The sequence below is a fragment of the Streptomyces sp. KPB2 genome (assembly GCF_003950055.1).
In the GTDB taxonomy this organism is placed as follows: domain Bacteria; phylum Actinomycetota; class Actinomycetes; order Streptomycetales; family Streptomycetaceae; genus Streptomyces; species Streptomyces salinarius.
This window is the reverse complement of sequence record NZ_CP034353.1, coordinates 3,175,377-3,188,886: the sequence shown is the minus strand read 5'-3', so window position 1 is coordinate 3,188,886 and position 13,510 is coordinate 3,175,377. Positions and strand designations below refer to the sequence as shown.

At 71.4% G+C, this 13,510-nt stretch carries 11 protein-coding genes; all 11 read left to right on the top strand.

Translation table 11 applies throughout. The annotated features are described in order from the left end of the window. The first annotated feature begins 13 nt into the window (after positions 1 to 13). The 11 genes from D1J63_RS13830 to D1J63_RS13780 all read left to right on the top strand — a co-directional run bounded on the left by D1J63_RS13830 (position 14) and on the right by D1J63_RS13780 (position 13,483). Entirely contained in the window at positions 14 to 1,354 is a 1,341-nt protein-coding gene (locus tag D1J63_RS13830; RefSeq protein WP_125629109.1) for a DUF6716 putative glycosyltransferase, read from the top strand. Between the two features lie 50 nt (positions 1,355 to 1,404). Then, entirely contained in the window at positions 1,405 to 2,703 is a 1,299-nt protein-coding gene (locus D1J63_RS13825; protein ID WP_125629108.1) for an N-acylneuraminate cytidylyltransferase, read from the top strand. 13 nt (positions 2,704 to 2,716) lie between these two features. Then, a complete protein-coding gene (locus D1J63_RS13820) occupies positions 2,717 to 3,655 on the top strand; it encodes an N-acetylneuraminate synthase family protein (RefSeq protein WP_125629107.1) in 939 nt (312 codons plus the stop codon). Positions 3,656 to 3,698: 43 nt separating this feature from the next. Further along, on the top strand, positions 3,699 to 4,766 hold the full coding sequence (locus D1J63_RS13815; protein ID WP_102932024.1) for a hypothetical protein: 1,068 nt from the start codon (positions 3,699 to 3,701) through the stop codon (positions 4,764 to 4,766). A 278-nt stretch (positions 4,767 to 5,044) separates the two neighbouring features. Then, entirely contained in the window at positions 5,045 to 6,283 is a 1,239-nt protein-coding gene (locus D1J63_RS13810; protein WP_125629106.1) for a M20 family metallopeptidase, read from the top strand. Positions 6,284 to 6,441: 158 nt separating this feature from the next. Further along, complete coding sequence (locus tag D1J63_RS13805) at positions 6,442 to 7,485, top strand: BMP family ABC transporter substrate-binding protein (protein WP_102932026.1); 1,044 nt, start codon at positions 6,442 to 6,444, stop codon at positions 7,483 to 7,485. A 314-nt stretch (positions 7,486 to 7,799) separates the two neighbouring features. Then, the gene (locus D1J63_RS13800; protein ID WP_125629105.1) at positions 7,800 to 8,846 is read left to right on the top strand and encodes a BMP family ABC transporter substrate-binding protein; all 1,047 of its coding nucleotides are present in this window, start codon (positions 7,800 to 7,802) and stop codon (positions 8,844 to 8,846) included. Between the two features lie 239 nt (positions 8,847 to 9,085). Next, the gene (locus D1J63_RS13795) at positions 9,086 to 10,699 is read left to right on the top strand and encodes an ABC transporter ATP-binding protein (protein WP_125629104.1); all 1,614 of its coding nucleotides are present in this window, start codon (positions 9,086 to 9,088) and stop codon (positions 10,697 to 10,699) included. Continuing rightward, entirely contained in the window at positions 10,699 to 11,823 is a 1,125-nt protein-coding gene (locus tag D1J63_RS13790) for an ABC transporter permease (protein ID WP_125629103.1), read from the top strand. The genes D1J63_RS13795 and D1J63_RS13790 overlap by 1 nt, the downstream gene beginning before the upstream one ends. Beyond that, the gene (locus tag D1J63_RS13785) at positions 11,820 to 13,094 is read left to right on the top strand and encodes an ABC transporter permease (protein WP_102932030.1); all 1,275 of its coding nucleotides are present in this window, start codon (positions 11,820 to 11,822) and stop codon (positions 13,092 to 13,094) included. Before D1J63_RS13790 ends, D1J63_RS13785 begins: the two co-directional genes overlap by 4 nt. Next, the gene (locus D1J63_RS13780) at positions 13,091 to 13,483 is read left to right on the top strand and encodes a cytidine deaminase (RefSeq protein WP_061442880.1); all 393 of its coding nucleotides are present in this window, start codon (positions 13,091 to 13,093) and stop codon (positions 13,481 to 13,483) included. Before D1J63_RS13785 ends, D1J63_RS13780 begins: the two co-directional genes overlap by 4 nt. The last annotated feature ends 27 nt before the right edge of the window (positions 13,484 to 13,510 follow it).

The window sequence follows — 13,510 nt, the reverse complement described above, 5'->3', positions numbered from 1 at the left end:
TAGCGTCTACGACGTGCCAGCAAGTGCAACGAAGTCCCTGCGAGTCGCCGTCCTGGCGGACTCCGACACCCGGTGGAAATGGGGCGCGCTCACCGCGAGCCGCGTCTGCCCCGCCGACACGGAGATCCACCTCGACGGGTACCTCCTGCGCGGCCGCGCCACCCCCACCCCCCGCCAGCTGCGGGAGGTCGGCGTCGGCGCGGACTCGCTCCGCGAGGTGACCGCCCTGGAGTTCCTGCGCGCCATGGACGGGGCGCGGGGCGACGGAGCGCGGGACGAGAAGCCGTACGACGTCCTCGTCCTCGCCCTGGTCGGCGGCGGCGTCCAGGCCATGCTGCACGGACTCGGCCGCCTCTGGCGGGACCGCCCCGAGCGGCCCGTGGTCGTCACCGGCTACGTCGGCGTCGTCTACGAGAAGCTCGCCGACGGCCTGCTGCTGCGCCACGGCGCCGACCTCGTCCTCGCCAACTCCCGCCAGGACGCGGAGCGTTTCCGCGCCGTGTACGAGGGGGTCGGCGCCGACCCCGCCGCGGTGACCGAGGTCGCCCTGCCCTTCCTGGGCGGAGCCGCCTACGCCGGCGAGCGGGACCCGTACACGGTCGTCTTCGCGGCGCAGCCCTCCGTGCCGGACAGCCGCAAGGACCGTACGTACCTGCTGGACCGCCTGATCCGGCACGCCCGCCTGCACCCCGGGCGCGAGGTGCTGCTCAAGCTGCGCTCCAGGCCCGGCGAGCACACCACGCACATCGAGGAGCTGCCCTACCAGAAGCTGGTGCAGCGGGCCGACCCGCCGCCCAACTTCCGCCTGGTCTACGGGCACATGGGCGACGTCCTCGACCGCACCGACCTGCTGGTCACCGTCAGCTCCACGGCCGCCCTCGAATCCCTGCACCGGCGCATCCCCACGGTCGTCCTGACCGACCTCGGGGTCCGCGAGGCGCTCGGCAACCACCACTTCGTGGGCTCCGGCTGCCTCGCCTCCTGGGACCAGCTCGACGCGGGCCACCGCCCGGTGCCCGACCCCGAGTGGGTCGCCCGGCAGGGCGTGGCGGCGGACGGGGGCTACGACACCGCCTTCGACGAGGCCGGGAGGCGCATCGCCGCCCTCCTCGCCCGGCCCGGCGGCCTGCCCCCGCTCGCCCCGTACTACACACCGGCCACCGCCCCCGGCTACCTCCCCGGCATCCTCGCCCGCCACCACCTCGCCCCCGACGGCACGCCGCTGCCCGGCGCCCCGGCCGCCGACCGGCCCCCGGGCCCCGTCCGCCAGGTCGTGCGCCGCGCGGCCCGCGGCGCCTACCGGCACGGCGTCCAGCGCGTCGCCCCGGTGATCCGGCGGATGGGGGAGCTGTGACCGGCCCGACACGGGGCACGGCCCCGACACCTGCGCAAGGAGCAGACCCCATGTCCAACCGCCCAGCGGGCCACGGCGCTTCGGTGCGCCGGGTGCTCGCCGTGATCCCCGCGCGCGGCGGCTCCAAGGGAGTGCCCGCGAAGAACCTCGCCGCCGTCGGCGGCGTCCCCCTGGTGGTCCGCGCGGTGCGCGAATGCCGGGCCGCCCGTCTCGTGACGGACGTCGTCGTCTCCACCGACGACCAGGCCATCGCCGCCGCGGCCCGCGAGGCCGGCGCCGAGGTCGTCCTGCGTCCCGCCGCCATCGCCGGGGACACGGCCACCTCCGAGGCCGCCGTACTGCACGCGATGGACGCCCACGAGGCCCTGCACGGCGCCGCCGTGGACGTGGTCCTGCTCGTCCAGTGCACCAGCCCGTTCCTGGTCCGCGAGGACGTCGACGGGGTGGCCGGCGCGGTCGCCGGAGGCGGTGCGGACACCGCCGTCACCGTCGCCCCCTTCCACGGCTTCGTCTGGCGCGACGGCACCGACGGGGCGGACGGGGCCGACGGCGGCCACGGCGTCAACCACGACAAGGCCTACCGCCCCCGCCGCCAGGACCGCCCCCAGGACCTGCTGGAGACCGGCGCCGCCTACGCCATGGCCGCCCCCGGCTTCCGCGAGCACCGGCACCGCTTCTTCGGCCGCACCGAACTGGTCCGCACCGACCCGGCCCGCGTCCTGGAGATCGACGACCCGCACGACCTGGCCCGCGCCCGCGCCCTCGCCCCGCACTTCGACGCGGCCCGGCCCGGCGCGCTGGCTGCTGCCTCTCCCACCCGCCTCCCCGCAGCGGCCGACATCGACGCGGTGGTCCTCGACTTCGACGGCACCCAGACCGACGACCGGGTGCTGATCGACTCCGACGGACGCGAGTTCGTCTCCGTGCACCGCGGCGACGGACTCGGCATCGCCGCCCTGCGCCGCAGCGGCCTGACGATGCTGATCCTGTCCACGGAGGTGAACCCGGTCGTCGCCGCCCGCGCACGCAAGCTCAAGCTGCCCGTGCTGCACGGCATCGACCGCAAGGACCTCGCCCTCAAGCAGTGGTGCGAGGAACAGGGCATCTCGCCCGACCGCGTGCTCTACGTCGGCAACGACGTCAACGACCTCCCGTGCTTCGCCCTCGTCGGCTGGCCCGTGGCGGTCGCGAGCGCCCACGACGCCGTACGCGGCGCGGCCCGCGCGGTCACCACCGTCCCCGGCGGCGAAGGCGCCGTACGGGAGATCGCGACCTGGCTCCTGGGCCCGTCGCTGGACGCCCTCGACCCCGCTGTCGAAACCACCCCCACGCTCACCCAGTCCAAGTAAGGAACCCCCTGCCATGAGCACCAACTCCCGCATCCGCACCTTCGGTACCCGCGAGGCCGGCCCCGGCCGCCCCGTCTACATCACCGGCGAGATCGGCATCAACCACAACGGCGACCTCGACAACGCCTTCAAGCTGATCGACGTGGCCGCCGAGGCGGGCTGCGACGCCGTCAAGTTCCAGAAGCGCACCCCGGAGATCTGCACCCCGCGCGACCAGTGGGACATCGAGCGGGACACCCCCTGGGGCCGGATGACGTATATCGACTACCGCCACCGCGTGGAGTTCGGCGAGGACGAGTACCGGCAGATCGACGACTACTGCAAGAGCAAGAACATCGCCTGGTTCGCCTCCCCGTGGGACACCGAGGCCGTGGCCTTCCTGGAGAAGTTCGACGTCCCCGCCCACAAGGTCGCCTCCGCCTCCCTCACCGACGACGAGCTGCTGCGCGCTCTGCGTGCCACGGGCAAGACGGTCATCCTCTCCACGGGCATGTCCACCCCGAAGCAGATCCGTCACGCGGTCGAGGTCCTCGGCAGCGACAACATCCTCATGTGCCACGCCACCTCCACCTACCCGGCGCAGGCCGAGGAGCTGAACCTGCGCGTCATCAACACCCTCCAGCAGGAGTACCCGAACGTCCCGATCGGCTACTCCGGCCACGAGACCGGCCTGCAGACCACGCTGGCCGCCGTCGCCCTCGGCGCCACCTTCGTCGAGCGCCACATCACCCTCGACCGTGCCATGTGGGGCTCCGACCAGGCCGCCTCCGTCGAGCCGCAGGGCCTGACCCGCCTGGTCCGCGACATCCGCACCATCGAGGCCTCCCTCGGCGACGGCGTCAAGAAGGTCTACGACTCCGAGCTGGGCCCGATGAAGAAGCTGCGCCGCGTCACCGGCGTCGTCGCCGAGGCCGAGATCGCCGCCGCCGCGGGCGAGCCCGTCACCGTCTGACCGCCGGCCACCGAGTCACTCACCACGGGACGGTCCCCCACCGATGAGCCCCCGCGCCGGGAACGCCGGCCCCCGCACTCTCGCCTTCGTCGAGAGCCCGGTACAACTGCTGAACGTGCTGGAGTGGGCGCACACCCGCGCACCCGGCGCGGAGCTCACCCTCGTGGTCCTCTCGCCCGTCGACCCGATGACCCGCGGCCAGCTGCGCCGCATGGCGGAACTGGCCCGCGAGGAGGGCCACGACATCCGCTGGGAGGAGGCACGCGGCGGCGCCACGGCGCCCTTCCGCACCATCGGCGGCCTGACGACCCCGCTGCGCCAGGCGGAACGGGTCGTGCTGGGCGACCCCTTCTCCCGCTACGTGCAACTGCTCCTCACCATCACCCGCGCCCACGACCTCGTCGTCGTGGACGACGGCACGGCCACCATGGAGTTCGTCACCCAGCTGGCCCACGGCGAACGGCTGGTGCGCTGGCACCGCAAGGGCAGCCGCCCCGGCCCGCGCGACCTGCTCTTCGCCCCCGTCTCCCGGTCCGCCCGCCACCGGCTCACCCCGACCCCCGACCGGCAGGTCTCGGTCTTCTCCTCCATGCCCATGGCGGACGTCCCCGAAGGTGTCACCGTCACCGCGAACGACTTCGCCTGGACCCGGGACCGCTTCGGCCCGCCCCGCGTCACCAAGGGCGCGGACATGGTCGGCACCTCCCTGGTGGAGACCGGCGTCGTCGACGCCGACCGCTACGTGGCCGCCGTGCACGCCCTGGCGAGGACCCACGGCGCGGCCCGCTACTTCGCCCACCGCCGAGAGAGCGCCGAGAAGCTGCACCGGCTGTCCGTGGAGACCGGCCTGCAGATCGTCCGCCCCGACCTCCCGCTGGAGCTGATCGCCCGCCGCGGCCCGATCGGCCGTACCGTCCTCAGCTTTCCCTCCACCGTCGTCCACACCCTGCCGCTGGCCCTCGCCGGCACCGAGGTCCGCGTCGCCGTTTGCGACATCGACCCCGCCTGGCTCACCGAATCGGCCTCACCGAGGGCCCGCGGCTTCCTGAACGGCGTCACAGGCACCGCACGGGACGTGCACCGGCTGCCGGCGGTGGCGGGTCCGGGGTAGGCGGGTACGGACCCGGGCGGCTCCCGAGCGGGTGCGACGGGACCGGCATACGAACGCTTCCGGCGTGGCTCAGCCGTAGCGTGGTATGCGTGAGGGGAGCAAGTAAACAGGAAGGACGGAGGGCCGGGTGCCGAGGTCAGAAACGGGTGAGCGTACCCACCCCCGTTGAGAGCCATGCGCCGAGCGGCCAACTTTCTTCCCCTAACGGGCTGAAATTTTGTTGATCGAGGGGCAGTTGACTACCCCGGCGTCCTACCCTTCAGAGGGTGAACGTGTTGATGTCCCCAGAGTCCGAGGCCGGTACTCCCGGTGAAGCCGTGCTGCCCGGCACCTTGCCGGACGCGCTGCGCGCGGAGCTCGTGGCCTTCCGCCGCGATCTCCACATGCACCCCGAGCTGGGCAACCAGGAGTTCCGCACCACCGCCGCGATCAAGGAACGGCTGGAGCGGGCCGGCCTCAAGCCGCGTGTGCTGCCCATCGGCACCGGGCTCGTCTGCGACATCGGCACCGGCACCCCCTCGGGACAGTGGTCCGGCGGGCCGCGCATGCTCGCCCTGCGGGCCGACATCGACGCCCTGCCCATCCCGGACACGAAGAGCGACTGCGCGTACCGCTCGCAGGTGCCCGACCGCGCCCACGCCTGCGGCCACGACGTGCACACCACCGTCGTCCTCGGCACCGGGCTCGTCCTCGCCGACCTGCACGAGCAGGGGCTGCTGCCCCGTCCCGTACGGCTGGTCTTCCAGCCCGCCGAGGAGGTGCTGCCCGGCGGCGCCGCCGACGCCATCGAGGGCGGCGCGCTCGACGGGGTGCGCCGCATCCTGGCCGTGCACTGCGACCCCAGGGTGGACGCCGGGAAGATCGGGCTCAGGGTCGGCCCCATCACCTCCGCCTGCGACCGCATGGAAATCGCCCTGAACGGCCCCGGCGGCCACACCGCCCGCCCGCACCTCACCACCGACCTGGTCACCGCCGCCGCCCGCGTCGCCACCGACGTGCCCGCGCTCGTCGCCCGGCGCGTGGACAGCCGCAGCGGGCTCGCCCTGACCTGGGGACGCATCGAGTCCGGCCACGCGCCGAACGTCATCCCGCAGCACGCCGAACTCGCCGGCACCGTGCGCTGCCTCGACCTCGACGCCTGGCGGCAGGCGCCCGACCTGGTGATGGGCGCCATCGACGAGATCGCGAACCTGTACCGGGCCAAGTCCGAGATCACCTACGTCCGCGGCGTCCCCCCGGTCGTCAACGAGGTCACCAGCACCGAGCTGCTCCAGGCCGCCATGGTCGCCCGGCGCGGCACCGACGCCGTCGAGGGCACCGAGCAGAGCCTCGGCGGCGAGGACTTCTCCTGGTACCTGGAGCACGTGCCCGGCGCCATGGCCCGCCTCGGCGTCCGCCCGCCCGGCGAGCGCACGATCCGCGACCTCCACCAGGGCGACTTCGACGTGGACGAGCACGCCATCACGGTCGGCGTGGAGATGTTCACCGCGGCGGCGCTCATCGACGCGGTGCAGTAGTCGCACGGCAGCCGCGAGGCAGTCACGGCGCCGTCGTCCGGCCAGCGGCACGAATGGATAACGGCGCCGCGCAACCCCGTTCCCAGGAGGTTCTACGCGCGTTAATGTGCGCCGAACCGAGCGCCCGCTGCGGGGCTTTGGAGAATGGGGAACTTCAGATGCGTCGGACATCAAGACTGATCCGCGTCGCGGTGGGGGTCGCGTCGCTCGCACTCGCGGCCACGGCCTGCGGCGGCACCAGCGGCGAAAGCGGCGACGGCGGCGGTGACGACAAGGGCCTCGCCATCGCGTACGACGTCGGCGGCAAGGGCGACCAGTCCTTCAACGATGCCGCGTACGCCGGTCTGGAGAAGGCCAAGAAGGAGTTCGGCTACAAGACCGCCGACATCGAGCCCACCGACGGTGAGACGGACGCCGACAAGGAACAGCGTCTGACCTCCCTGGCCAAGCAGGGCTACAACCCCGTGATCGGCGTCGGCTTCGCCTACGGCCCGGCGATGAAGGCCGTCGCCGCCAAGTACCCGGACACCACCTTCGGCATCGTCGACTCGGTGGTCGAGGGCAAGAACGTCGCCTCCCTCGTCTTCGCCGAGAACGAGGCCTCCTACCTCGCCGGTGTCGCCGCCGCCAAGGCCACCAAGACCAAGACCGTCGGCTTCGTGGGCGGCGTGAACGTCCCGCTGATCCACAAGTTCCAGGCCGGCTACGAGCAGGGCGTCAAGGACACCGACCCGAAGATCAAGGTCATCTCGCAGTACCTGACGCAGACCGCGGAGGAGGGCGGCTTCTCCAGCCCCGACAAGGGCAAGGCCGCCGCCGAGGGCCAGATCGAGAAGAAGGCCGACGTCGTGTACGCGGCGGCCGGCCTCTCCGGCCAGGGCGTGATCGAGGCCGCCGCCAAGGCGAAGATCTGGGCGATCGGCGTCGACTCCGACCAGTACAAGCAGGAGGCCCTCGCGGCCTACAAGGACTCCATCCTGACCTCCGCCCTCAAGGACATCGAGGGCGCGGTCTTCGCCCTGGCCAAGTCCGTCGAGGACGGCAAGCCGCTCTCCGGCACCCACACCTTCGACCTGAAGTCGGACGGCGTGGGCCTGTCCGACAGCAACCCGAAGTTCGCCGAGGTCCCGGGCGCGAAGGAGGCCGTGGAGAAGGCCAAGGCGGGCATCGTCGACGGCTCCATCAAGGTCGCCACCGAGTAGTCGCGACGACACGGCACAGAACCCGACGAAGCGGACGGGCGCCTTCCGGGCGCCCGTCCGCTTCGCCATGTCCGCGGCCCCGGAGCCCGCGCACCCCCTCCGCATGCCGCTCCGCCGCGGCCCGGGCGTCACACTCCGCCACTCCTCGTTTGCGTCCGGCAAGCCCGGTACCCCCATTCGGGCCGCCTTGCTCACGGCCGGATAACAAGGTGGACAGAAGGGGTTTTCAGGCAGGTCTACGCGCGTTAATCTGCGGCGAAAGCCAGCGCCGCAGCCGAACCGTCCCCGGCGCTTGTACGACAGGAGCACCAGACATGCGCCGGATTTCCCGGATCACGGTCGCAGGCGCAGCGACCGCCTCCCTGGCCCTCGCCCTCGCCGCCTGCGGTGGTACCTCGACCGACTCCGGCTCGGAGTCCAAGGGGGACAAGGGCCTCGCCATCGCGTACGACGTCGGCGGCAAGGGCGACCAGTCCTTCAACGACGCCGCGTACGCCGGTCTGGAGAAGGCCAAGAAGGAGTTCGGCTACGAGACGGCCGACGTCGAGCCCACCGACGGTGAGACGGACGCCGACAAGGAGCAGCGGCTCTCCTCGCTGGCGAAGCAGGGCTACAACCCGGTCGTCGGCATCGGCTACGCGTACGCCAACGCCATGAAGAACGTGGCGGAGAAGTACCCGGACACCACCTTCGGCATCGTGGACGACGCCACCATCGAGGCGGACAACGTCGCGGACCTGGTCTTCAACGAGCAGGAGGCGTCCTACCTCGCCGGTGTCGCCGCCGCCAAGTCCACCAAGACCAACACGGTCGGCTTCGTGGGCGGCGTGAACGTCCCGCTGATCCACAAGTTCCAGGCCGGCTACGAGCAGGGCGTCAAGGACACCAACCCCAAGGTCAAGGTCATCTCGCAGTACCTGACGCAGACCGCGGAGGAGGGCGGCTTCTCCAGCCCCGACAAGGGCAAGACCGCCGCCGAGGGCCAGATCGAGAAGAAGGCCGACGTCGTCTACGCGGCGGCCGGTCTCTCCGGCCAGGGCGTGATCGAGGCCGCCGCCGCCAACAAGGTCTGGGCGATCGGTGTCGACTCCGACCAGTACAAGCAGGAAGCCCTCGCGAAGTACAAGGACTCCATCCTGACCTCCGCCACCAAGGACGTCGCCAAGGCGGTCTACAGCCTTGCGAAGTCGGTCGAGGACGGCAAGCCGGAGACCGGTATCGTTCGGGGCGATCTGAAGTCCGGCGAGGTCGGTCTCTCGGACTCCAACCCGAAGTTCGCGGACAACGCCGAGCTCCAGGCAGCCATCAAGACGGCCAAGGAGAAGATCATCAGCGGCGAGATCAAGGTCAAGAGCAGCTGAACGGCTGAGTAGCACCTGCAACACCTCGAACAGCGTGTAACCGCGCCGGTTGCGCCGCGCGGCGGGGTACGGGAAGAGCGGCCCGGAAGGCGCCCTCCCCGTACCCCGTCGCGTCGATGCGCCGCCGCCGCTTTTAGATGCCGTAGGGGCGCTACGCGCGTAGACGGCCCCCGTCCCCAGGAGAGTGCGCCATCAACGCGTCCAGCAGCCCTCCGGCGAAAGCGGCGGTCAACGAACCGGTGACCGCCGTCGAACTCGCCGGAATCACCAAGCGTTTCCCCGGAGTCGTGGCCAACCACGACATCCACCTCACCGTCCGCAAGGGCACCGTCCACGCCCTCGTCGGCGAGAACGGCGCCGGCAAGTCGACGCTGATGAAGATCCTCTACGGCATGCAGAAGCCGGACGAGGGCACCATCGCGGTCGACGGCGAGAAGGTCTCCTTCTCCTCGCCCGCCGACGCCATCGTGCGCGGCATCGGCATGGTCCACCAGCACTTCATGCTCGCCGACAACCTCACGGTCCTGGAGAACGTGGTCCTCGGCAGCGAGAAGCTGTACGGCATCGGCGCCAGGGCCCGCCGCAAGATCAAGGAACTCTCCGACCGCTACGGCCTCGGCGTGCGCCCCGACGTCCTGGTCGAGGAGCTGGGCGTCGCCGCCCGCCAGCGCGTGGAGATCCTCAAGGTCCTCTACCGCGGCGCCCGCACGCTGATCCTCGACGAGCCCACGGCCGTCCTGGTGCCGCAGGAGGTGGACGCCCTCTTCGACAACCTGCGCGAGCTGAAGGCCGAGGGCCTCTCGGTCATCTTCATCTCCCACAAGCTGGGCGAGGTCCTCTCGGTCGCCGACGAGATCACCGTCATCCGCCGCGGCACCACCGTCGGTACGGCCGTCCCCGCCGAGACCACGCCCCGCCAGCTCGCCGAGCTGATGGTCGGCAGCGAGCTGCCCACCCCCGAGACGGCCGAGTCCACGGTCACCGACCGCCCGGTCCTCACCGTCGACGCGCTGCGCCTGGCCGCCCCGAGCGGCAAGGCCCTCCTCGACGACATCTCCTTCACCATCCACGCCGGTGAAGTGCTGGGCATCGCCGGCGTCGAGGGCAACGGCCAGACCGAGCTGGTCGACGCGCTCATCGGCCTGCGCCACGCCGACTCCGGCACCATCCGCTTCCTCGACCAGGACATCACCGCGCTGCCCACCCGCAAGCGCCGCGAACAGGGCGTCGGCTACATCCCCGAGGACCGCCACCGCCACGGCCTGCTCCTGGAGGCCCCCCTCTGGGAGAACCGCATCCTCGGCCACGTCACCGAGAAGCCCAACAACAAGGGCGTCTGGCTGGACCTGAAGAGCGCCCAGCAGGACACCCGCCGCATCGTCGAGACGTACGACGTGCGCACCCCCGGCATCGACGTCACCGCGGCCTCGCTGTCCGGCGGCAACCAGCAGAAGCTGATCGTCGGCCGCGAGATGAGCCACAACCCGCGCTTCCTCATCGCCGCCCACCCCACCCGCGGCGTGGACGTCGGCGCGCAGGCCGCGATCTGGGACCACATCCGCGAGGCCCGCCGCGAGGGCCTGGCCGTGCTGCTGATCTCCGCCGACCTGGACGAGCTGATCGGCCTGTCCGACACCCTCCGCGTGATCTACGACGGCAAGCTGGTCGCGGACGCCGACCCGGCCACCATCACCCCCGAGGCGCTCGGCTCGGCGATGACCGGCGCCGCCTCCGGACACCTGGAAGACGAAGAGACCGCCGAGACCCCGGGCGGCGCGACCGGCTCCCCGAAGTCCGCGGCGCCCCCCGCGTCGCCCGCGTCCCCCGAGTCTCCGGAAGACGAGGCCCGCTGATGAAGAAGTTCGACAAGGAGCGCGTGCTCCTCGCGGTGGCCGGACCGGTCATCGCGCTCGCCGTGGCCTTCGTGCTCAGCGCGATCGTCCTGATCGCCTCGGGCAAGAACCCGGTCGAACCGTTCGCCCTCATGCTCGAGCAGGCCGGATTCTCCGACATCCAGGTCCTGATCATCAACCAGGCCTCGCTGTACTACATCGCGGCCCTCGCGGTGGCCATCGGCTTCCGGATGAACCTGTTCAACATCGGCGTCGACGGCCAGTACCAGCTCGGTGCCTTCATGGCCGCCGTCGTCGGTGCCCACGCGAACCTGCCGGCGTTCCTCCAGGTCCCGCTGCTGCTCCTGACCGCCGTCCTCACCGGCGCCTTCTGGTCCGGCATCGCCGGCGTCCTCAAGGTCACCCGCGGCGTCAGCGAGGTCGTCGCGACGATCATGCTCAACGCGATCGCCACCTCGCTCATCGTCTACATGTGGAAGCCGGACGTCTTCGGCGTCAAGGTCGGCAACAACAGCACCACCGGCGAGATGCACGAGTCCGGCTGGATCCCCGGCCTCGACATGGGCGCCGCCGGCGAGATCTACGGCCTGGTGATCCTCGCCGCGCTCCTCGGCATCGGCTATTGGGTCGTCCTCAACCGCACCCGCTTCGGCTTCGACCTGCGCGCCTCCGGTGCCTCCGAGTCCGCCGCGGCGGCCAGCGGCGTCGACCCCAAGCGCATGGTGCTCACCGCGATGCTCATCTCCGGCGGCCTCGCCGGTCTCGCGGGCCTGCCCATCCTGATGGGCGACACCCACACCTACAGCCTCAACTTCCCCACCGGGGTCGGCTTCCTCGGTATCGGCATCGCCCTCCTCGGCCGCAACAGCCCGGTCGGTATCGCCTTCGCCTCCCTGCTGTGGGCCTGGCTCGACAAGGCCTCGCCCGAGCTCGACTACCACGGCTTCGACAAGGAGATCGCGGTCATCATGCAGGGCCTGATCGTCCTCTCGGTCGTCGTCTCCTACGAGGCCGTCCGTGAGTGGGGCCTGCGCCGCCAGCAGCGCCGCGTCGGCGCGGAGCTGGCCGCCGGTCACGTCCTCGGCGCCACCGACAACTCGAAGAAGGAGGTGGCCGGCCGATGACCGCTCCGACCACAGCGACCGACGTCAACCAGCCCTCGCTGGAGCACGCGCCACGGACCGGCCGCCGCATGTCGTGGCCCGTGCTGCTCCTGGTCATCGCCGGAGCCCTGGCGCTGACCTCGATCGTGCGCCTGATCACCGGCGCCAACGGCATCACCAACGTCAGCCAGATGTCCACCGCGCTCCAGCTCGCCGTGCCGATCGGCCTCGCCGGTCTCGGCGGCCTGTGGGCCGAGCGCGCGGGCGTCGTCAACATCGGCCTCGAGGGCATGATGATCCTCGGCACCTGGTTCGGTGCCTGGGCCGGCTTCCAGTGGGGCCCGTGGACCGGCGTGCTCGTCGGCATCATCGGCGGCTGCCTCGGCGGCCTGCTGCACGCCGTCGTGACGATCACCTTCAACGTCAACCACATCGTCTCCGGTGTGGCCATCAACATCCTCGCCCTCGGCGCCACCCGCTACCTCGCGCCGCTCGCCTTCGAGGGCCACCAGGGCGGCTCGGCCAAGCAGTCCCCGCCGGTCGACTCCCTCGGCCACTTCTCGATCCCGGGGCTGTCGGACTGGCTGGAGAGCCTCAACGACCAGCACTGGTTCTTCGTCTCGGACATCGCGGGGCTGCTCGGCGGCCTGGTCACCGACGTCTCCTGGCTCACCCTGCTCGCGGTCGCCCTGATCCCCGCCACCTGGTGGATCCTGTGGCGCACCCCGTTCGGCCTGCGGCTGCGCTCCTGCGGCGAGAACCCGATCGCGGCCGAGTCCCTCGGCGTCAACGTCTACAAGTACAAGTACCTCGCCGTGATCATCTCCGGCGGCCTGGCCGGCCTCGGCGGCGTCTTCCTGTCCATCGTGGCCAACCCCTTCTACCTGGAGGGGCAGACCAGCGGCCGCGGCTACATCGGCCTCGCCGCGATGATCTTCGGCAACTGGATGCCGGGCGGCCTCGCCATCGGCGCCGGCCTCTTCGGCTACACCGACAGCCTCAACCTGCGCGGCGGCTCCGCCAACGTGCACGCCCTGCTGCTGCTCGGCGCGCTGCTGCTGGTCGCCGGCGCCATCTGGCTGGCGATCCGCAAGAAGTACGTCAAGGCCGCGATCACCTTCGTCATCGGCGCCCTGGTCTTCGCCTGGTACGCCGGCACCAACGAGGTCCCCAACCAGGTCGTCTCCGCCACGCCGTACGTCGTCACGCTCGTCGTCCTCGCGCTGTCCGCGCAACGGCTGCGGATGCCCAAGGCGGACGGCATGCAGTACCGGAAGGGACAGGGCAAATGACCGACGTCGACTGGGGCGCGCTGCGCACGACGGCACGGGAGGCGATGGCCCGGGCCTACGCCCCCTACTCCGGGTACGCCGTGGGCGCCGCCGCCCTGGTCGACGACGGCCGCACCGTCACCGGGTGCAACGTGGAGAACGCCAGCTACGGCATCGGCCTGTGCGCCGAGTGCGGGCTCGTCTCCCAGCTCCAGCTGACCGGCGGCGGCCGGCTGACGCACTTCGTCTGCGTCGACGGCGCGGGCGACGTCCTCGTCCCCTGCGGGCGCTGCCGGCAGCTCCTGTACGAGTTCGGCGGCCCGGAGCTGCTGCTCGAGACCCCGGAGGGGATCCTGCCCCTGTCCCGGATGCTCCCGCAGGCCTTCGGCCCCGACCACCTCACCAAGTAGCAACTCGCGTTAGGAAAGCCAGACATG

Coding starts and splice junctions, on each gene's coding strand:
- D1J63_RS13825 (WP_125629108.1), top strand. CDS start 1,405: ATGTCCAACCGCCCAGCGGGCCACGGCGCTTCGGTGCGCCGGGTGCTC.
- D1J63_RS13820 (WP_125629107.1), top strand. CDS start 2,717: ATGAGCACCAACTCCCGCATCCGCACCTTCGGTACCCGCGAGGCCGGC.
- D1J63_RS13815 (WP_102932024.1), top strand. CDS start 3,699: ATGAGCCCCCGCGCCGGGAACGCCGGCCCCCGCACTCTCGCCTTCGTC.
- D1J63_RS13810 (WP_125629106.1), top strand. CDS start 5,045: ATGTCCCCAGAGTCCGAGGCCGGTACTCCCGGTGAAGCCGTGCTGCCC.
- D1J63_RS13805 (WP_102932026.1), top strand. CDS start 6,442: ATGCGTCGGACATCAAGACTGATCCGCGTCGCGGTGGGGGTCGCGTCG.
- D1J63_RS13800 (WP_125629105.1), top strand. CDS start 7,800: ATGCGCCGGATTTCCCGGATCACGGTCGCAGGCGCAGCGACCGCCTCC.
- D1J63_RS13790 (WP_125629103.1), top strand. CDS start 10,699: ATGAAGAAGTTCGACAAGGAGCGCGTGCTCCTCGCGGTGGCCGGACCG.
- D1J63_RS13785 (WP_102932030.1), top strand. CDS start 11,820: ATGACCGCTCCGACCACAGCGACCGACGTCAACCAGCCCTCGCTGGAG.
- D1J63_RS13780 (WP_061442880.1), top strand. CDS start 13,091: ATGACCGACGTCGACTGGGGCGCGCTGCGCACGACGGCACGGGAGGCG.